The organism is Pseudomonas sp. FW305-25 (assembly GCF_017351415.1).
GTDB classification, from domain to species: Bacteria; Pseudomonadota; Gammaproteobacteria; order Pseudomonadales; family Pseudomonadaceae; genus Aquipseudomonas; species Aquipseudomonas chlororaphis.
Map to the genome: position 1 here is coordinate 60,328 of NZ_JACNDE010000013.1, position 18,363 is coordinate 78,690.

Sequence of the window (18,363 nt, forward strand, 5' to 3'; positions counted from 1 at the left end):
CCATGTGTGTTTCCCACCTTTTTCTGTCTACTCTCGCCTGGACAGATGGAGCTTCCTCAATCGGTATGTGCAGTCAGCGCACAGTAGATGACGGATGGCTCCCGTCTTGCTCACGAGCGAGTTCAAATCGTCAAAGTGACCTTTGGCCGAGCACCGCTCCATCGCTCTGCCGCAGCCTGAAAATTCTCTTTCCAGCTTCAGGAGTATCGTCGCTGTATTGCTCGCGTGAAGATCAAATCCTGATATGGAAACTCCGGTTTACTTCGTTTCGCACTATGGTTTGGGTGCAGCGAACATGGCCGGGGCTTTTGTCTTTGTCGGCCAGTGCTCAGCTCGGTCTTGCATCGACGACGAGACTGTTTCAAGGCGACTCTTCAATTTATTCCTTCCTTAGATAAACCATCTGTTCCTTGTGTTGTTCCTGGTGCTTTTTTGCATCTTTCAACAACAGCAATAAAGTCCTAACGATCAGCAAAAATCTCCTAACCCTTCCAATGCTCCCCTGACTAATGTTCAACCAGGCAGTACGACAGTGCTGCTCTTACATAAAAACACTTGAGTGAGGTGGGAAAATGAATCTGCAATCGATCAAGACTTCGATCATCAAGTTCGCCAAAGACGAAGACGGCCTGACCATTGTGGAATATGCAGTGGCCGGCGGCCTGATCACTTTGGGCGCTGTTGCTGCATTTATCACCCTGGGCGGCAACGTGGCCACTGCCATCACCAGCCTGGGATGCGCTGTCCAGGGGCAAGTCTGCTAACGCCAACTTCCACCGAGGGCTGCAGTCATGGGCAAAGAGCAATTATTCGTTGTTGCATTGATGCTGGGACTGCTGGGGATTGCGGTGGTGAGCGATCTTCGTCGCCACCGTATTCCCAACCTCTTGGTGCTGTTGGGGCTGGGACTGGGGATTGCCGGCCAGGTCTACTCCTCAGGCGTCATCGGGTTTGGTTATGGACTACTGGGCATGCTGATCGGTTTTGCCGTTTTTCTCCCGCTGTACGCCTTTGGCGGGATGGCAGCCGGCGACGTCAAGCTCATGGCCATGGTTGGCACTTTTCTCACTCCGCAGCACGCCCTCTGGGCTGCGTTTTTCAGCCTGATCGCCGGCGGCGCGTGCGGGGTACTGATTGTGTTGGTACGTGGTCAAGTTCAACAGACCATGGGGCGCTACTGGCAGATTTTGAGAGCCAGGGCCTATTTTTCGCCGGCGGACGATGAAGTGGCCGGCAAACCCTTTCCCTATTCGGTTGCGATCCTGCTCGGCACATTGGCCAGCTTTCTCTGGTTGCCCCTTGGCCAGTAGCTCAGGAGAACATTATGTACGCCATCAGTAACAGCCGTCCGACCGGCAATGACCGGGAAGCAGTGCAGCGACTGGCTCCACAGCCACGCACGATCCTTGAGACCGGGCTGGCCGACAATTTCCTGGGAGACCTGGTCTGCAAGCATTTGCACGATGCGGGTGTACTGGACATGCCCCGACTGGTAGAGCGCCTGGCGCTGACGGGAGCAGTGATTGAAGAAGTCCTGACCTTCCTGCGTCAGGATCACCGGGTCGAGATCCTCGGCCAAGCCGGTGGCCAGGGCTTGCGCTACGGGCTGACCGAGCGCGGCCGCAATGCTGCCCGCGATGCCTTGTCGCGCAGTGGTTATATCGGCGCAGCGCCATTTCCGGTGAGCGCCTACCGCTCGCTGCTCAAGGTACAGACCATTCACCATGGCCGTATCAGCGCCCGGGACATGCAGGCTTCCTTCGGCTCCATGGTGCTGGCGCAGAACATGCTCGATCAGTTGGGCGTGGCCCTGAATTCCGGGCGCGCCATCATGATTTACGGGCCAGCGGGGACGGGCAAGACCTATGTCAGCAGTCGCTTGATCCGGCTGTTTTCCGAATCCATCTGGGTGCCCCATGCGATTGCGATCAACGATGCGGTGATCGAGATCTACGACCCCCAGGTACACCGGCGCCTGGATGTCGGCGACCCGCAATACAGCTTGATGCTCAATGAGGGGATCGACCGCCGGCTCCTGTGCTGTGAACGGCCGATCGTCATCACCGGCGGCGAGCTGACCATGGAACAGCTGGATATCCGCTACGACCCCTTCACTCGCCAATACCAGGCACCGTTGCAGCTCAAGGCCAGCAATGGCCTGTTCGTCATCGACGACATGGGACGCCAGCGCATGGCGCCCGCGGAATTGCTCAATCGCTGGATCGTACCGATGGAGGAGAAACGCGACTTCCTCAACCTCGGCGGCGGGCGGCACTGCGAGCTGCCGTTCGACCTGATCCTGGTGTTTTCCACCAACCTGAACCCGTTGGAACTGGCCGACGAGGCGTTCCTGCGGCGGATTGGCTACAAGCTGCAGTTCGGCTACCTCAAGCCCGAGGAGTACGAACGTATCTGGATTCAAGAGACAGAGCGCCTGAACATCCAATACGACCCGCAACTGTTGCGCTACGTCCTGGATGAACTCTATGGCGCTGAAAACATGCCGCTGGTGCCTTGCCACCCACGGGATCTCTTGAGCATGGCGCTCGATCGCCAGCGTTATGTGGGCGCCAGCGGACCGCTGTCAACCCTGGAACTGGAGTGGGCATGGCACAGCTACTTCGTCCAGCTCGACTTTCTTTGAGTAAGGAGATTTCGACATGAGTTCTCGTACTTTCACTCTGGTGACCCTGTCCGTGGTTCTGGGCCTGGGCGCGGCATGGATGGCCAACAGCTGGCTCAATGCACGGCTCAATGCCACCCCCGACGATAACCAGCAGAACGTGGTGGTGGCGACCGTGGAAATAGCTTTCGGGCAAATGGTCGAGCCACAGCAGGTCGCGCTGGTCCGTATGCCCAAGGAGACGGTACCCGAGGATGCTTTCGACGCGACCGAGAAGGTCGTGGGCAAGATCGCCACCTTCTCCATGTTGCGCGGCGACATCCTGCGCGGTGCGCGTCTGGCCGAACACCTAGGCGGCAGCACACTGGCGTCGCTGATCGAGCCCACCAAGCGTGCGATCTCGGTCCGGGTGGACGACGTGGTCGGCGTGGGTGGCTTCCTGTTGCCGGGTAACCGGGTCGATGTGCTGGCTACCCGGCAGACCGGCAATGCCGGCGATGCCGAATCCAAGACCATCCTGGAAGACCTGCGGGTGCTGGCAGTGGACCAGACGGCCAGTACCGACAAGACCCAACCGGTGGTCGTGCGCGCCGTGACCCTGGAAATGACCCCCCTGCAGGCCGAGGAATTGGTCAAGGGGATGGCGGCCGGCAAGCTGCAACTGGCCCTGCGCAATCCGCTGGACAACCAGAAGCAACCGGCGATGGTCGAACCGGTCGCCATGATCCAGGAAGTACCTGCCCCTCCCGTGGTGCGGCCGATTGTCCGGCGTCGTGCCAGCGGCGACAGCGGGATCACGGTGATCCGCGGGATCGAGGTCAACGTTGTGAAGTCCCAGCTGTAAATGATCGGGTACGACATAGACGAACAATGAGGGCTTGATGATGAGTGCGCGTATCCAACAGCCATTGAGTGCATTTCCACGGCAGCAGCGCGGCGCAATGCTCGTCCTGGTGGTGATTGCCCTGGCCGCGATGCTGCTGATGGGGGCCCTGGCGTTGGATGGCGGCCATATGCTGGTGAACAAGTCCCGCCTGCAAAATGCGGTGGATGCCGCGGCGCTGAGCGGTGCCAAGACCCTCAGTACGGTAATGGGTACCACGGGAGCCGCGAGCCTGGCGCAGAGCGCTGCGCTCAATACCCTGACCCTGAATGCCAATGCCAGCGGCAATCAGGAGCTGGCCACGGCCATCGCCAACAATGTCGGCGGCTTTGCCACGGTGGAACTGGCGTCCACTGTCTATGGGCCTTTCTCTTTCCCGGGGCCGGCCAATGCGAGCTATGTGCGGGTGACGGTCACCAACTATTCCCTGGCCGGATTCTTCTGGGGCGTCTTTCAGACCTTGGGCAATGGGGTCGGTAACAAGTTTGTAAGTGCGGTCGCTACCGCCGGGCCAAGCCCCGCCAGCCCTTGCGACCTCACGCCGCTGATGGTGTGCGGCGACCCGACAAAAAACAGCCCGTCCACCGGGATGTTCTGGGGGTTCCAGTTCGGCGATGCGCAGGTGTTGAAAACCGCTGCAGGCAATAGCTCGCCGATTGGCCCCGGCAACTTCCAACTGCTCGATTTCGGTTCGGGTGGCAGCACGGTCAGGCAGGGGTTGGCTGGCGGGATCAAGCAGTGCAACAACGTCGGTTCGAATGTCCAGACCAAGCCGGGGAACACTGTCGGGCCTGCCTCGCAGGGCCTCAATACACGCTTCAACCAGTATTCCGGCGGTCTCAAGGCGGCGGACTATCCACCGGACCTGGTGATCACAACCAACTCCAAGTCATTCACTTACGACGATACGCTCAAGCAGATTCAGTACAACAGTCAGGCGGTTACCTCGAGCAGCGGCAATTTGTCCGCGGGCGGCAGCGCCTTGTACGACTACAACAACTGGGTGCAGGACTCCGCCAACTGCGTTGCCGGTAGCGGTGGTGGCTGCCAGAGCAGTGGGGCGTTCGAGCGGCGGATCATCAAGATCGTGATCGGTGATTGCTCGGGCAAGAACGATGGGTCGTCTTCGATACCGGTGCTGGGGTTTGGCTGCTACTTCGTCCTGCAGCCCGCTTCGCAAAAGGGCAATGAGGCGCAGATATTCGGTCAGTTCGAGAAGGTGTGCGAAGGCGACAACGTACCGGGTCCCAACCCGGCCAATACCACCGGGCCGCAGATCATCCAGCTGTACAAGACCTATATCGATAACAGCCAGACGCCAAGTACCGACTCTTAGGAGGTTTTATGGGACGCAGAGGATTCAGGTCGCCGCGCAACCAGAGCGGCTTGGCGATGGTGGAGCTGGTGTTGACGCTGCCACTGCTGCTGTTGCTGATGCTGACCTTCGCCGAGTTCGGCCGCATGTTGTTCCAGTACAACAGCCTGATGCAGGCCAGTCGCGACGCAGGGCGTTATGTCGCTGACAAAGCGTGGAACTCCACCCTCGGCAAGCTCGAACTGAGCGGTACGCTGCAGACCCAGGCCAAGAACATCGCTGTCTATGGCGTGCCCGCCAATCCCAATGGCTACCCGGCGGCGGTGTCGGGGCTGACGCCGGCGAATGTCACGGTCACCGCGGTGGGTGCCGAGCATATCCAGGTCAGCATTACCTACACCTATGTGCCGGTGATCGGCAGTGCCTTGCCCGTCTTGTATGGCAGCAACGTGCCGCTGGGCCTGGCCTTGACTTCCACTGTCGTCATGAGGGCTTTGTGATGAACGTCAAAGGTATGCGTGGGCTGTACACCGTCGAGTTCGCGATCACCAGCCTGGTGCTGTTCACCGTGCTGTTCGGTGTGCTGGAAATGGGCCGGCTGTACTTCACGGTCAATGCCCTGAATGAAACCGTGCGCCGCGGCGCCCGTCTGGCGGCAGTGTGCGACATCAACGATCCGGTGATTCTGCGCCGGGCGATGTTCAACGCTTCGACCAACAGCGGTCCGAGCAGCCTGCTCAATAACCTGACGGCCGCCAACCTGAACCTGGTTTATCTGGACGCCAACGGCGCGGTCGTCGCCAGCCCCAACGATCTGACCGGCACCAACGGCTTTGTCGCCATTCGTTATGTCCAGCTACAGGTATCCAATTTCAGTTTCAATCTGCTGATTCCTGGGTTCAACGGGGTGTTTGTCCTACCGGTATTCAGGTCGACCGTGCCACGTGAAAGCCTCGGTCGGCAGCCCCAGGCAGCAGTCACACCGGAGATCACACCATGTTGAGTACCCGAGAAGCGCCCGTCGTCGCTGCTGCTACTGAAAAGCAAGGCAAACGCCTGCTGATCAGTGGGCGCGACGTGACCACCTTGAATCACCTGAAAGCGTTGAGCCAGGGACTGCCGAACTTGCAGGTAACCACTCGCCTGGTGAGCAACGGTCATACCGATCCGCTGTATGGGTTGGAGCAGATGCCCGACTTCCTGCTGTTGCGTGTCAGCCATCTGTGGCGTGAAGAGCTGGCGGCCCTGTTGCAGCATCCGCTCAAGGAGCGCCCACCGCTATTGGTCTGCGGCCCGCTGGATGAGCGCGAGGGCATGCGCCTGGCGATGCAGGCCGGTGCCCGGGACTTTCTTCCCGAGCCGGTAGCGGCAGAAGAGCTGCAGGCGGCCATTGGCCGTATGCTCATGGAGGCCAATGCGGAGCAGGGAACCGGAGGCAAGCTGATTGCGGTGATGAACGCCAAAGGCGGTTCGGGAGCCTCGATGCTGGCTTGCAACCTGGCGCATCAGCTTTCCACCCGCGGTGGTAGGACCCTGCTGCTGGACCTGGACCTGCAGTTCGGCAGCGTGGCGCATTGCCTGGATGTGGTGCCTACCCACAGCCATGTGGATGTGCTGAAGCAGGTCGAGTCCCTGGACAGCATCGCCTTGCGTGGCTATTGCAACCACTTCAGCCCGACCCTGCATGTGCTGGGCGGGCGTACCGGGGAGCTGTGCCTGACGCAGGATGTGCACCTGGACCAACTGGAGAAACTGTTGCGCCTGGCCCGTGGGACCTACGACTGGGTCGTGGTGGATCTGCCACGACAGATCGATCACCTCACCGGCGTCACGCTCGAACAGGCCGATCGCATCTACGTCGTGCTGCAGCAGAGCCTGAGCCACCTGAAGGATGGCACCCGCCTGACCCGCATCCTGCGCGATGACCTGAATGTGCAGAGCAACCGGATACAAGTGGTGGTCAACCGCTACAACAAGGCCTCGCCAGTGAGCCTCAAGGATATTTCCGATGCCCTGCGCTGCACGACCCTGCAAGCCGTGCCCAATGACTATGCGGTGGTCAGCGAGAGTCAGAACACCGGTGTGCCGCTTGAGCTGCATGCGTCACGTTCGGGGGTGACCCTGGCCCTGCGTGAGCTGACCCAGAACCTGATCGGAATCGAGGTCGCCGAGAAGAGTTTGTTCAAACGTACCTTCAATCGTCTGTTCGGAGGCTAGGCCATGCTCAGCGACTTTCGTAATCGCCTGCGTCAGCAACCCGGTAAACAGGCACCGGCAGAAACGCAGGACGCGTCCCTCGACGGCAAAGAGTGCGCCAGCGTGCTCATGGCCTGGGAGGCCAGTGTGCCGGACCTGCTCTATGAAACCAGGACCAAGCTTGGCCCGATGGAGGCCGAGTGGCGGGAAAAGATCTACCAGCAGTTGCTCAAGGTCATGGACCTGTCGCTCCTCGATTCCCTGGAACCGGCCGAAGCCGGGCGGCAGATCCGCGACATCTGCCAGCGCCTGCTCGACGAGCATTCGGCGCCGGTCAATTCCAGCAGCCGTCAGTTGATCCTCAAGCAGATCGCCGACGAGGTGCTTGGCCTCGGACCTTTGGAGCCGCTGCTGAACGATGCGAGTGTGTCCGACATCCTGGTCAACGGTCATGCCTCGGTGTACGTCGAGCGCTTCGGCAAGCTGCAAAGAACGGATGTGCGTTTTCGCGACGACCAGCACCTGCTGAATATCATCGATCGCATCGTTTCCAGCCTGGGGCGGCGCATCGATGAGTCCTCGCCGCTGGTGGACGCTCGCCTGAAGGACGGATCACGGGTCAACGCCATCATTCCACCGCTGGCCATCGACGGGCCGAGCATGTCGATCCGCCGCTTCGCCGTGGACTTGCTCAACACCGAGAGCCTGGTGCAGATGGGTACCCTGACCCCGGGTATCGCCCTGATGCTCAAGGCCATCGTCCGCGGCCGGCTGAATGTCCTGATCTCCGGAGGGACCGGCAGCGGCAAGACCACCATGCTCAACGTGTTGTCCAGTTTCATTCCGCACAACGAGCGGATCGTGACCATCGAAGACTCGGCCGAGCTGCAACTGCAGCAGCCCCATGTGGTACGCCTGGAAACCCGTCCGTCGAACATCGAGGGCCGTGGCGAGGTGGGCCAGCGGGAGCTGGTGCGCAACAGCCTGCGTATGCGCCCGGACCGCATCGTCATCGGCGAGGTGCGGGGCGCCGAGGCGCTGGACATGTTGACGGCGATGAATACCGGCCACGACGGCTCGCTGACCACCATCCATGCCAACACCGCCCGCGATGCTCTGGGACGGATCGAGAACATGGTGTCGATGACGGGGGCGACCTTTCCGATCAAGGCCTTGCGTCAGCAGATTGCTTCGGCCATCGGTGTGGTCATCCAGCTGGAGCGGCAGGAGGACGGCACGCGGCGGCTGGTCAGCGTGCAGGAAATCAACGGCATGGAAGGGGAAATCATCACCATGACCGAGATCTTCTCTTTCGTGCGCAGTGGTCTGGGCGAGAAAGGCGAGGTTGTGGGCGAATTCCGCCCCACCGGCATGGTTCCGGCGTTTCGCGATGTGCTGGCCAAACGGGGCATCGAGCTGCCGCTCAGCCTGTTCCGGCCAGACTGGATGGAGGGCTAGTCATGCATCAGATCCCCAGCGAGTTCATCCTGGCATTTCTCGGCATGGTGTTCACCGCCATATTCCTGCTCAGTCAGAGCGTGGCGGTGCCGGTGTTCGGCGAGGCCGGCAAGGTGCGCAAGCGTATCCGCAGTCGCCTCGACCTGCTGGAGCGGGCCAGTAACCTGGAGAACATGCAGTCGGTACTGCGCCAGAAATACCTGCGTCGCCTGTCCCCGCTGGAGGCGCGTCTGGAGCAATTGCCAGCGATGGAGGCCCTGGCGCAGATGATCGAGCAGGCCGGGCATGAGTACCGCGCCTATCGGGTGCTGATGCTCAGCCTGGTCCTGATGATGGTGGCTGGCATGGGGACGTGGCTGTTCACGCAGCTGTGGTGGGCGGCGCTCACGGCTGCTGCTATGGCCTTCTGGCTGCCGGTGTTGAAAATCTCCCGAGACCGCAACAAACGCTTTGCCCTGTTCGAGGAGCAATTGCCGGATGCCCTGGATGCCATGTGCCGGGCGCTGCGTGCCGGACATCCGTTCAACGAAACCCTGCAGTTGGTGGCCGACGAGCACAAGGGGCCGGTTGCCCACGAATTTGGCCTGACCTTTGCCGACATCAACTACGGCAACGATGTGCGTCGGGCCATGCTTGGCCTGCTGGAACGCATGCCGAGCATGACCGTGATGATGCTGGTGACCACTGTGCTGATCCATCGCGAGACGGGCGGCAACCTGACCGAGGTACTGGATCGTTTGAGCAGCCTGATTCGCGGCCGCTTTCGCTTTCAGCGCAAGGTCAAGACGCTCTCGGCCGAAGGGCGCATGTCGGGCTGGATCCTGGTGGCAATGCCTTTTGTACTGGCGGCGGGGATTGTGCTTTCGAGCCCGACCTATCTGCCTCTGCTTATCAATGAGCCACTGGGGCAGAAGATGGTGCTTGGCGCGTTTGTGGCGATGCTGGTGGGAATCTTCTGGATACGCAAGATCATCCGGATCCAGGTGTGAGCACAATCACTCGTAGGGGGTGAGGTCATGGAGTATCTGCTGAGTCTGATCAAAAGTGTGGTCGGTAGCGAGCAACTGGCGCGCCTGCTGTTCGCCGGGGCCATCGGCCTGAGCGTGGTGCTGGCCGTGGCGACCCTGATATTGCTGGTGCAGGGGTTGCAGGACCCGGTGCACCGCCGTCTTCTGCTGATCAAGCGCGGTCATGGCGGCGATGGTCACCGGCAGCAGGGGGCGCCGAGCAACCTGCAATTGATGCTGGAGCAGGTCGGCCAGCGTTTTGCCTCCGGTGAACAGGAACAGGCCTCGGCGACCCGGACCTTGCTGATCCATGCGGGCTTTCGCTCCCCGGCCGCTGTCCAGATGTACTGGGCAGTGCGCCTGCTGACACCGTTGGCATTGGTGGCGCTGGCGGTCCTGGCGCTGCCGCTGATACCGAAGGTATCGCTGCTTCTGGGGACGGGGCTGGTGATCCTGGCGTTGGGGGTAGGCTGGCTGGTACCGGCCATCTATGTCGACAGCCGCAGGAACGCGCGGATGACCCGTTTGCTCGTCGCCTTTCCGGATGCGTTGGACTTGATGGTGGTCTGCGTGGAGTCAGGCCTTGCCTTGCCCCAGGCGATCGAGCGGGTATCGGAAGAGATAGCGGTCAGCCAGCCTGAGCTGGCCATGGAGCTGGCACTGGTCAACTCCGAGATCCGGGCCGGGATTCCCAGTACCGAAGCGCTCAAGCATCTGGCCGAGCGTACTGGGCTGGAAGACATTCGCGGGTTGGTGAGTCTGCTGGCGCAGAGCATTCGCTTCGGGACCAGCGTGGGGACGACCCTGCGTGTCTATGCCGAGGAGTTTCGTGACCGGCGCACCCAGCAGGCCGAAGAGAAAGCCGCGAAAATCGGCACCAAGCTGGTGTTTCCGCTGATCTTCTGCCTGTGGCCAAGCTTCTTTCTGGTAGCCATAGGACCGGCGATCATCGGCGTCTTCAAAGTATTCGGGAAGTTATAAAAGAGGGGAGGGGCAAGGGCCATCGGCATGGATGGCATTGCCCCCTCTGAATTGAACGCCATCGCGACTTGCTGTCACTTCGAACCACCTGACCCACCCGAACCTACGTACTCCTTGTAGTACTCGGGGATCGGGTGTTTGTAGTTGTCCAGCCAGCGCTGCAGGGTCAGTTCCCGTTCGCTGGGCGAGGCGTTCTGTGGGATGGGCGACTTGACCTGGTTACGACTCTGCAGCAGCAGCCAGGTTTCGGTCGACTGTTGTGACAGGGAGGCCGGGCCGGGTTCGATAGCCTGGGTCACCAGCGGAAGAAGCAAGAGTCCCAGGCAGCTAAGCGTTTGGTATTTCATCACTACCTCTGCGTTATTGGTTGATTGACACTCGATGGCGACGAATCCGTTGCAGTGACTGCCTGATCGTTAACTGCCTTCTTCGTCGCGTTCCTGAGTTTTTCGGCCCGCTCCTTGGCACTGGTGACTTGTTCGGGTTTCAGGCCGGCACGATTGACCAGGTCCGAGGCCTGTTTCCAGTTGCCTTGATAAATCAGCAAGGTCACCAGGTTGAGGGTTGCCAGCTGGTTGTCCTGTTTCAGCTCCATGGCCGTGAGGAACTCAAAGCGGGCCTGGTTGGTATTCCCCTGGTTGAGGTAGACCACCCCCAGATCGTTGCGGATTTTCTCGTCGGTGGGGGACAGGCGTGCCGCTCGCGTCAGATGTTCCAGGGCCAGAGCGTTATCGTTGCGTGAGGCTGCCAGTTGGCCCAGGCCATGCTCGCCTTCGGCGACCAGGCAGGTGCTGAGCAGGCTGCGGTACAGGGGTTCGGCCTCGCTTTGGCCGAGTTGGCGATAGATCTTGGCCTTGCGCATGCGCACCTGTGGCAGGTCTTCCGGCAGGCGTTGCAGATTGGCCAGGCCGGCGTGCAGCTTGCCTTCGTCGATCATGTCGTCGGCCAGGCTCAGCGACAGTTCCTGATCCGAATCCAGCTTGCTGCAGGCCTGCTTCGACCAGCTACCGCCGCCATTCGTGGCGCAGCCGCTGAGCATGAGCAGCCCTAACGCCGCAATGACTACTTTCATTTTTCCCTCCTGGAACAATCCGATTGTCGAGGAATGGCCAACACCGGACTTGCCGAGTCCGGTGTCATTGCGCCTGAGTGTGGCGAGCAACGAACCAGGTCCCTGGTTCATTGCGAAAGCCCGCTGGCGGCCTGGTCAAAATTGCCGTTTTCCAGGAAGTACAGACGGAACCAGTTCGGGTCGTAGTTGCGCAGTGGCTCGCCAGGCAGTGTTGGCAGCTTGGCATTGACCGCCAGCGGTTGCACCAGATGCGGAGTGACGATCATCAGCAGTTCTTTCTCTTCGCGCCTGATCGAAGAATCACGGAAAAATGCCCCCAGGATCGGGATCTCTCCCAGGCCGGGGAACTTGCTCACGGCCGTGGTATTGGTGGTGCTGATCAGGCCGCTGATCACGAAACTCTCGCCGTCGGCCAGGGAGATGCTGGTGTCGGTGCGACGCACAACCAGGGCTGGCACCGAGATATCGTTGACGGTAATCCCGTTGGTGAAGTCCAGTTCGCTGACTTCCGGGGCGACCTTCAAGGCGATGCGGTTATTTCCGACGATTGTGGGGGTCAGGGTCAGGCGAATACCGAATTCCTTGTACTGGATGGTAATACTGTCGCTGCCGCTGCTGGGGACCGGGATCGGCACTTCACCACCGGCCAGGAAGCTTGCGCTCTGTCCGCTCAGTGCCACCAGGCTCGGACGCGCCAGGGTATAGGCAAACCCACTGCCTTCCAGGGCGTTGATCAGCCCAAGGACGTTACCGCCGCCAATGCCGATATTAAACATGCCGTTGTTGAGCGGTATGTTCGGCCTGAGGCCACCGATATTGCCGGGCGTCACCGTCGTCCCCACCGGGGCGGTGCCCGGGGAGCTGAACAGAAAGTTACCGCTCTTGCCGAAGATCGAGGTGCCGGCCTCTTTCAGCTTGGTGCGGCTGACTTCGACAAAGCGGATATCGGTCTGCACCTGGCTGGCCAGAGCCGGATCTTCGGAAGGGGGCAATAGCGAGCTCACCATTGAATGGGGGCCTTTGCCCTGGACGAACACCATGCTCTGGCGAGGTTCCTTGTCGCAGGCTGTCCAGACCATCAGGCTGGTGGCGCCGGGCGCAATACCCGTCAGCAGGTACGAATCCCGTCCATTGAGATACACATCGGCAATTTTCGGGTCGCCCACGGCCAACCGGGTAATGGCGACGGGGGAGTGCATTATCGTCTGCTGACCCTCTCCCACTTCCACCGTCGACGGCAGTGGCTGCAATCCAGCGCAGTTATTTGACGCCGCCATGGCCATCCCTGTGGGAAGGCCAGCGACAATCAATGTCCACGCCACTCTCCTGAGCACCTGTACACAATCACTGTTCATGCACTGCATCCTTGTTTGGGCTGGGGGAAACCGCAAGGGCCGGTCAGCAGGGATCATTTCTCCGTCATCTGAACCAGAGCCCGCCAAGTGTTGCTGCAACCAACCAGCAGTTAGCTGTTTCTGTAACTGACGTTAGCGCAGAAAGGTAAAATTGCTATGAAGTGTAAAAAAACGCTTGGTCGATCGAGGGGATTCACCGCCAGGCCGAGACTCGCCTGCATGCAATGCGCATAAATGGTGCAAGTGCGCGTTGCGCGTCACTGAAGCGTTTGCGCTGTTGGGGCTGCAATTGGCAGGCTTTCGTGCCCCTTGACCGATACCTGCTCCGTGCCGGGGCGAGCCGTGTGACACAGGTCAGAATCATCTTTTACATCAAGGGGATATTCTGTAGCCTTGCGCAGTTTCAACGCTGCACCACCTGATGAATACTCACTCTCCCGGCGGTGCCCTCAACGGGTCCGGAGCCGGGTGTATACTCGACTTTCGCGCATAAGCGCCCGCAGGTCTTGCGATCATGACGCACATTTCCGAACGCCTTCTGGTTCAGGCCCACCTTGACGCCAAACAGCCCAAGCCGCTGACGGCCGCAGAGGAAGCCCATTACCGTGCCGCGATTGCTGCCGAGCTCAAGGCTCAGGATGCCGTGCTGGTGGCTCACTTCTACTGTGACCCGGTGATTCAGGCCCTGGCCGAAGAGACCGGCGGCTGTGTGTCCGACTCCCTGGAAATGGCCCGTTTCGGCAACGCTCACCCGGCCAAGACCGTGGTGGTCGCCGGTGTCAGGTTCATGGGCGAGACGGCGAAGATCCTCAACCCCGAAAAACGGGTGCTGATGCCCACCCTGGAAGCCACCTGCTCCCTCGACCTGGGGTGCCCGGTGGAAGAGTTCTCGGCGTTCTGCGACCAGCATCCGGAACGCACCGTGGTGGTCTATGCCAACACGTCGGCAGCGGTCAAAGCCCGTGCCGACTGGGTCGTGACCTCCAGTTGCGCCCTGGAAATCGTCGAAAGCCTGATGGATAACGGCGAAACCATCATCTGGGGGCCGGACAAGCATCTGGGCACCTATATTCAACGCCAGACCGGTGCCGATATGCTGCTGTGGGACGGTGCCTGCATCGTCCACGAAGAGTTCAAGTCCAAGCAGCTGGAGGATATGAAGGCGCTGTATCCCGATGCGGCCATTCTGGTCCACCCTGAGTCGCCGACCTCGGTGATCGAGCTGGCCGATGCGGTGGGTTCCACCAGCCAGCTGATTGCTGCCGCGCAACGCTTGCCGAACAAGACGCTGATCGTGGCGACCGACCGCGGCATCTTCTACAAGATGCAGCAGCTGTGCCCGGACAAGGTGTTCATCGAGGCGCCAACGGCCGGCAACGGCGCGGCTTGCCGCAGCTGCGCCCACTGCCCGTGGATGGCCATGAACACCCTGGAGCGCACCTTGCAGAGCCTGCGTGAGGGCAGCAACGAGATATTCGTCGACCCGGCACTGATTCCCCAGGCCATTCGCCCGCTCAAGCGCATGCTGGATTTCACTCAGGCGGCGCGGATGAAGCTGGCGGGCAATGCCTGATCGCCTTCGACAAGCGCACAGAAAAACGCCCCGAGATTCGGGGCGTTTTTCTGTGCGGCGGATTATTTTTTCTGCTTGGGAATGCGCACGATCTGGCTGGAAGAGTAGATGTCGTGCCAGCTGCGCTTCTGCTTGTCTACCAGGATCCAGATGAAACCCAGCCCGGCGCACAGCCAGGAAGCGATCGAGACCATGAAGCGCAGGAGGGCCTGCCACAGGCTGATGCGGCTGCCGTCGGCGTTCTGCACACGAATGCCCCAGACCTGCATGCCCAGGGTCTGGCCGGAATGGGTCCAGAACTTGGCGAAGAAGGCGAACAGCACGAACAGCAGGACGGTGGAGTAGAGCGGATCGCCGTCCAGCGCGCCGGATTCGGTCAGGGTGCGCATCCGGGTTTCACCGAGGATCTGCAACTGGATGAACTTGTAGACGCCGCCCGTGACGATCAGCAGTGCGGTGCACAGCAGGAAATCGTAGAACATCGCTGCCAGACGACGGCCCAGGCCAGCGGCGGGGAAATCGCCCTGGGGGGTTAGCAGGTGCTTCGGCATCACAGGCCTCTCGATCGAAAGAAAGAAGCCATTTTACGGAATTGCGCGCACAAAAAAGCCCCTGATGTCAGCATCAGGGGCTTTTTCGTTACAGACGATCAGCCTTCGGCTTGAACTTCGTCAGCCTGCATGCCTTTTTGGCCTTGCACAGCGATGAAGGTCACTTTCTGGCCTTCTTTCAGGCTCTTGAAGCCGTTGCCCTGAATAGCGCGGAAATGCACGAACAGATCCGGACCGCTTTCTGGAGTGATAAAACCAAAACCTTTCTCGTCGTTAAACCACTTGACGGTACCGCTCTGACGTTGGGACATTTCTTATTTCCTTTGACGCTAAAAAATTAATGACAGTCTCTTTCTCATGAAGGAGTACTGGGCTGGGTTGCAGGAAAGTAAGAGACGTCGAACGGGTTGTAGCAAACTTGTTAGCTACTGCCCAGGTCACGATTCCAAGCGACCCATGCAAACACAGTGGGGAAACTCTACGCCAACTATGGGAGAAAAAACAAGCCCTGCGAAACCCCGGTTTTCCTCAGCTTGGTGGCTGTTTGCCGGAACTAGGCATCTGGGCTTATTCGATAGGGTCGTTCAATTGTTTTCAACTGTTATAAGGCAAGTTCAATATCGAAGATATGCACTATTTTATGGCGGTTGCGTTACAGATTAGTGCACTTTTAACGCAACCGCGTTACTTATAGAAACAGTTGATCAACCACGATAGTAGCGTTGTGCAACGAATGGCATTTTGCTTACAAGCATTGGCACCTTTTTCCCACGAACAATTGCCCAAACTGGCGTATCGAGTGCGACATAAGCGCTATCGATGTAACCCATGGCCAACGGACCACCCAGGGTCGGGCCAAAACCGCCGCTGCAGACGCTGCCGATCACCTCGCCCGCTTCGTTGACGATCTCCGCACCTTCACGCACCGGTGTGCGTTCCTGGGGCAGCAGGCCCACGCGTTTGCGCTTCACGCCATTGAGTTGTTGGGCGAACACCTGTTCCGCGCCAGGGAAGCCGCCAGCCCGCGCGCCATCGGCGCGCCGTGGCTTGGAGATGGCCCACAGCAGGCTGGCTTCGATCGGCGTGGTCTGGCTGTTCATGTCATGGCCATACAGGCACAGGCCGGCTTCCAGGCGCAGCGAATCCCGGGCGCCGAGGCCGATGGCGGCCACTTCCGGTTCGGCCAGCAGGGCGCGGGCCAGGGTTTCGGTGTCGGCCGCCGGTACCGAGATTTCGAAACCGTCTTCGCCGGTGTAGCCCGAACGGCTGACAAAGCAGTCCACGCCCAGCAGCTTCACGCGGGTGAATTGCATGAAGGTCATCTTCGCCACTTCCGGCGCCAGGCGCGCCAGCACGGTGACGGCCGCCGGGCCTTGCAGGGCGAGCAGGGCGCGCTCCTCGAACAGCGGCTCGATGCTGCACAAATGGCCGATGTGCTGGCGCAGATGGGCCAGGTCCTGGTCCTTGCAGGCGGCGTTGACCACCAGGAACAGCTCGTCGTTGCCCAGGTTGGCGACCATCAGGTCGTCGAGGATGCCGCCGTTTTCATTGGTGAACATGGCGTAGCGCTGGATACCCACGGGCAGGTCGATGATGTCCACCGGCACCAGGGTTTCCAGGGCCTGGGCGGCCTTGGCGCCGGTCAGGCGGATCTGGCCCATGTGCGAGACATCGAACAGGCCGGCCTGCTCGCGGGTGTGCTGGTGTTCTTTCATCACGCCCAGCGGGTATTGCACGGGCATGTCGTAACCGGCGAACGGCACCATGCGCGCGCCGAGTTCGAGATGCAGCGAATGCAGCGGGGTCTTCAACAGTGTTTCGGTGGACATGTTCAGCTCCTGGGTAAACGTGAGATGCGTATGTGCGTGCATCAGCACTCGATGATGTTGACGGCCAAACCGCCGCGGGCGGTTTCCTTGTATTTGCTTTTCATGTCGGCGCCGGTCTGGCGCATGGTGCGGATCACCTTGTCGAGGGAGACGAAGTGTTGCCCGTCGCCACGCAAGGCCATGCGCACGGCGTTGATCGCCTTGACCGAGCCCATGGCGTTGCGCTCGATGCAGGGCACCTGCACCAGGCCGCCGATCGGATCGCAGGTCAGGCCGAGGTTATGTTCCATGCCGATCTCGGCGGCGTTTTCCACTTGTTGCACCGTACCGCCGAGCACTTCGCACAAGGCCCCGGCCGCCATCGAACAGGCCACGCCGACCTCGCCCTGGCAGCCGACTTCGGCGCCGGAGATGGAGGCGTTTTCCTTGTAGAGAATGCCGATGGCAGCGGCGGTCAGCAGGAAACGCACCACTCCGTCTTCGTTGGCGCCGGGGATGAAGCGCATGTAGTAGTGCAGCACTGCCGGGATGATGCCGGCGGCGCCATTGGTGGGCGCGGTGACGACGCGCCCGCCGTTGGCGTTTTCTTCGTTGACCGCCAGGGCATACAGGTTGACCCAGTCCAGTACCGACAAGGAATCGCGCAAGGCCGCCTCGGGGTGCTTGCACAGCTGGCGGTGGAGGGCGGCGGCACGGCGCTTGACCTTCAGGCCACCCGGCAGGATCCCTTCGTTGCGACAGCCAGCATCCACGCAGTCCTGCATCACTTGCCAGATCTTCAGCAGGCCGGCACGGGTTTCCGCTTCCGGTCGCCAGGCACTTTCGTTGGTCAGCATCACCTGGCTGATGGACAGCCCATAAGTGGTGCAGTGACCGAGCAAGTCCTTGGCGCTCTTGAAGGGGAAGGTCAGTTTGGTGGTGTCTTCGACGATGCGGTCGGCACCGGCGGCGTCCTCATCGACCACGAAGCCGCCGCCCACCGAGTAGTACTCGCGGCTGCGGATCTGCAATCCGGCGGCATCGAAGGCACGGAAGATCATGCCGTTGGGGTGGTAGGCCAGGGGCTTGCGGATCATGGCCAGGTGTTCTTTCTCGTTGAACGCGATGAGGTGTTCGCCGAGCAGGTTCAAGCGTCCGCTGCTGCGTATTTCCTGCAGGCGAGCGGCGATGTTTTCGGTATTCACGGTATCCGGGTGTTCACCTTCCAGGCCCAGGAGTACGGCCTTGTCGCTGCCGTGGCCCTTGCCGGTGGCGCCGAGCGAGCCGTACAGCTCGACCTTGACGCAGGTGGTGGCGCCCAGCAGTCCGTCGCGCCGCAGGCCTTCGACGAAGCGCGCGGCCGCGCGCATCGGGCCAACGGTGTGGGAGCTGGAGGGGCCGATGCCAATCTTGAACAGGTCGAACACGCTCAAGGACATGTTGGTTCTCCGGTTTCTTATTGTGTTGATCGGCACGCACGGGGGAAGCGGGTATTGCGGTTCGGTCTGGCCGGTATTCGTCGCCAGCCGCCTCGCTCCTAC

The 18,363-nt window shown here is 60.6% G+C and carries 19 protein-coding genes; 12 read left to right on the forward strand and 7 right to left on the reverse strand.

Annotated elements, in window-relative coordinates; translation table 11 throughout:
• Positions 1-572 precede the first annotated feature (572 nt).
• Genes J4E58_RS14740 through J4E58_RS14790 form a run of 11 tightly spaced genes read left to right on the forward strand, consistent with a single transcriptional unit; the run spans position 573 to position 10,463 of the window.
• Positions 573-764, forward strand: a complete 192-nt coding sequence (locus tag J4E58_RS14740) for a Flp family type IVb pilin (protein WP_025805893.1) — start codon at positions 573-575, stop codon at positions 762-764.
• Positions 765-791: 27 nt separating this feature from the next.
• Positions 792-1,310, forward strand: a complete 519-nt coding sequence (locus tag J4E58_RS14745; protein ID WP_007931099.1) for a prepilin peptidase — start codon at positions 792-794, stop codon at positions 1,308-1,310.
• Between the two features lie 14 nt (positions 1,311-1,324).
• Complete coding sequence (locus J4E58_RS14750) at positions 1,325-2,644, forward strand: AAA family ATPase (protein WP_087090254.1); 1,320 nt, start codon at positions 1,325-1,327, stop codon at positions 2,642-2,644.
• Between the two features lie 16 nt (positions 2,645-2,660).
• Complete coding sequence (gene cpaB, locus J4E58_RS14755) at positions 2,661-3,467, forward strand: Flp pilus assembly protein CpaB (protein WP_087090256.1); 807 nt, start codon at positions 2,661-2,663, stop codon at positions 3,465-3,467.
• A gap of 37 nt (positions 3,468-3,504) precedes the next feature.
• Positions 3,505-4,842 (forward strand): TadE/TadG family type IV pilus assembly protein, encoded by a 1,338-nt coding sequence (locus tag J4E58_RS14760; RefSeq protein ID WP_087090258.1) that lies wholly within the window; start codon positions 3,505-3,507, stop codon positions 4,840-4,842.
• An 8-nt stretch (positions 4,843-4,850) separates the two neighbouring features.
• Positions 4,851-5,321 carry a TadE/TadG family type IV pilus assembly protein gene (locus J4E58_RS14765; RefSeq protein WP_087090260.1) on the forward strand — a complete coding sequence of 157 codons (471 nt, stop codon included), beginning with the start codon at positions 4,851-4,853 and terminating at the stop codon, positions 5,319-5,321.
• Positions 5,321-5,824, forward strand: a complete 504-nt coding sequence (locus J4E58_RS14770; RefSeq protein WP_087090262.1) for a TadE/TadG family type IV pilus assembly protein — start codon at positions 5,321-5,323, stop codon at positions 5,822-5,824. The genes J4E58_RS14765 and J4E58_RS14770 overlap by 1 nt, the downstream gene beginning before the upstream one ends.
• On the forward strand, positions 5,818-7,038 hold the full coding sequence (locus J4E58_RS14775) for an AAA family ATPase (protein ID WP_087090264.1): 1,221 nt from the start codon (positions 5,818-5,820) through the stop codon (positions 7,036-7,038). Before J4E58_RS14770 ends, J4E58_RS14775 begins: the two co-directional genes overlap by 7 nt.
• A 3-nt stretch (positions 7,039-7,041) precedes the next feature.
• Positions 7,042-8,475, forward strand: a complete 1,434-nt coding sequence (locus tag J4E58_RS14780) for a CpaF family protein (protein WP_087090266.1) — start codon at positions 7,042-7,044, stop codon at positions 8,473-8,475.
• Between the two features lie 2 nt (positions 8,476-8,477).
• Positions 8,478-9,464, forward strand: coding sequence for a type II secretion system F family protein (locus J4E58_RS14785; RefSeq protein WP_087090268.1), 987 nt, complete (start codon positions 8,478-8,480; stop codon positions 9,462-9,464).
• Between the two features lie 27 nt (positions 9,465-9,491).
• Positions 9,492-10,463, forward strand: a complete 972-nt coding sequence (locus J4E58_RS14790; RefSeq protein WP_007931083.1) for a type II secretion system F family protein — start codon at positions 9,492-9,494, stop codon at positions 10,461-10,463.
• Positions 10,464-10,537: 74 nt separating this feature from the next.
• Here J4E58_RS14790 and J4E58_RS14795 read toward each other — a convergent pair whose 3' ends face one another.
• The 3 genes from J4E58_RS14795 to J4E58_RS14805 all read right to left on the reverse strand — a co-directional run bounded on the left by J4E58_RS14795 (position 10,538) and on the right by J4E58_RS14805 (position 12,890).
• On the reverse strand, positions 10,538-10,810 hold the full coding sequence (locus tag J4E58_RS14795; protein WP_062824881.1) for a DUF3613 domain-containing protein: 273 nt from the start codon (positions 10,808-10,810) through the stop codon (positions 10,538-10,540).
• Between the two features lie 2 nt (positions 10,811-10,812).
• Positions 10,813-11,535: a lipopolysaccharide assembly protein LapB gene (locus J4E58_RS14800; RefSeq protein WP_087090270.1), complete on the reverse strand. Its 723-nt coding sequence runs from the start codon at positions 11,533-11,535 to the stop codon at positions 10,813-10,815.
• 107 nt (positions 11,536-11,642) lie between these two features.
• On the reverse strand, positions 11,643-12,890 hold the full coding sequence (locus J4E58_RS14805) for a type II and III secretion system protein family protein (RefSeq protein WP_087090272.1): 1,248 nt from the start codon (positions 12,888-12,890) through the stop codon (positions 11,643-11,645).
• Between the two features lie 514 nt (positions 12,891-13,404).
• On the opposite strand from J4E58_RS14805, the gene nadA reads away from it, so the two are divergent.
• The gene (nadA, locus tag J4E58_RS14810; RefSeq protein ID WP_007931079.1) at positions 13,405-14,463 is read left to right on the forward strand and encodes a quinolinate synthase NadA; all 1,059 of its coding nucleotides are present in this window, start codon (positions 13,405-13,407) and stop codon (positions 14,461-14,463) included.
• A 62-nt stretch (positions 14,464-14,525) separates the two neighbouring features.
• Here nadA and J4E58_RS14815 read toward each other — a convergent pair whose 3' ends face one another.
• The 4 genes from J4E58_RS14815 to J4E58_RS14830 all read right to left on the reverse strand — a co-directional run bounded on the left by J4E58_RS14815 (position 14,526) and on the right by J4E58_RS14830 (position 18,261).
• Positions 14,526-15,014, reverse strand: coding sequence for an RDD family protein (locus J4E58_RS14815; protein WP_007931077.1), 489 nt, complete (start codon positions 15,012-15,014; stop codon positions 14,526-14,528).
• A gap of 98 nt (positions 15,015-15,112) precedes the next feature.
• Complete coding sequence (locus J4E58_RS14820) at positions 15,113-15,325, reverse strand: cold-shock protein (protein WP_007931076.1); 213 nt, start codon at positions 15,323-15,325, stop codon at positions 15,113-15,115.
• A gap of 393 nt (positions 15,326-15,718) precedes the next feature.
• Entirely contained in the window at positions 15,719-16,843 is a 1,125-nt protein-coding gene (gcvT, locus tag J4E58_RS14825; protein WP_087090274.1) for a glycine cleavage system aminomethyltransferase GcvT, read from the reverse strand.
• 41 nt (positions 16,844-16,884) lie between these two features.
• Positions 16,885-18,261, reverse strand: coding sequence for an L-serine ammonia-lyase (locus tag J4E58_RS14830; RefSeq protein ID WP_087090276.1), 1,377 nt, complete (start codon positions 18,259-18,261; stop codon positions 16,885-16,887).
• Positions 18,262-18,363 lie beyond the last annotated feature (102 nt).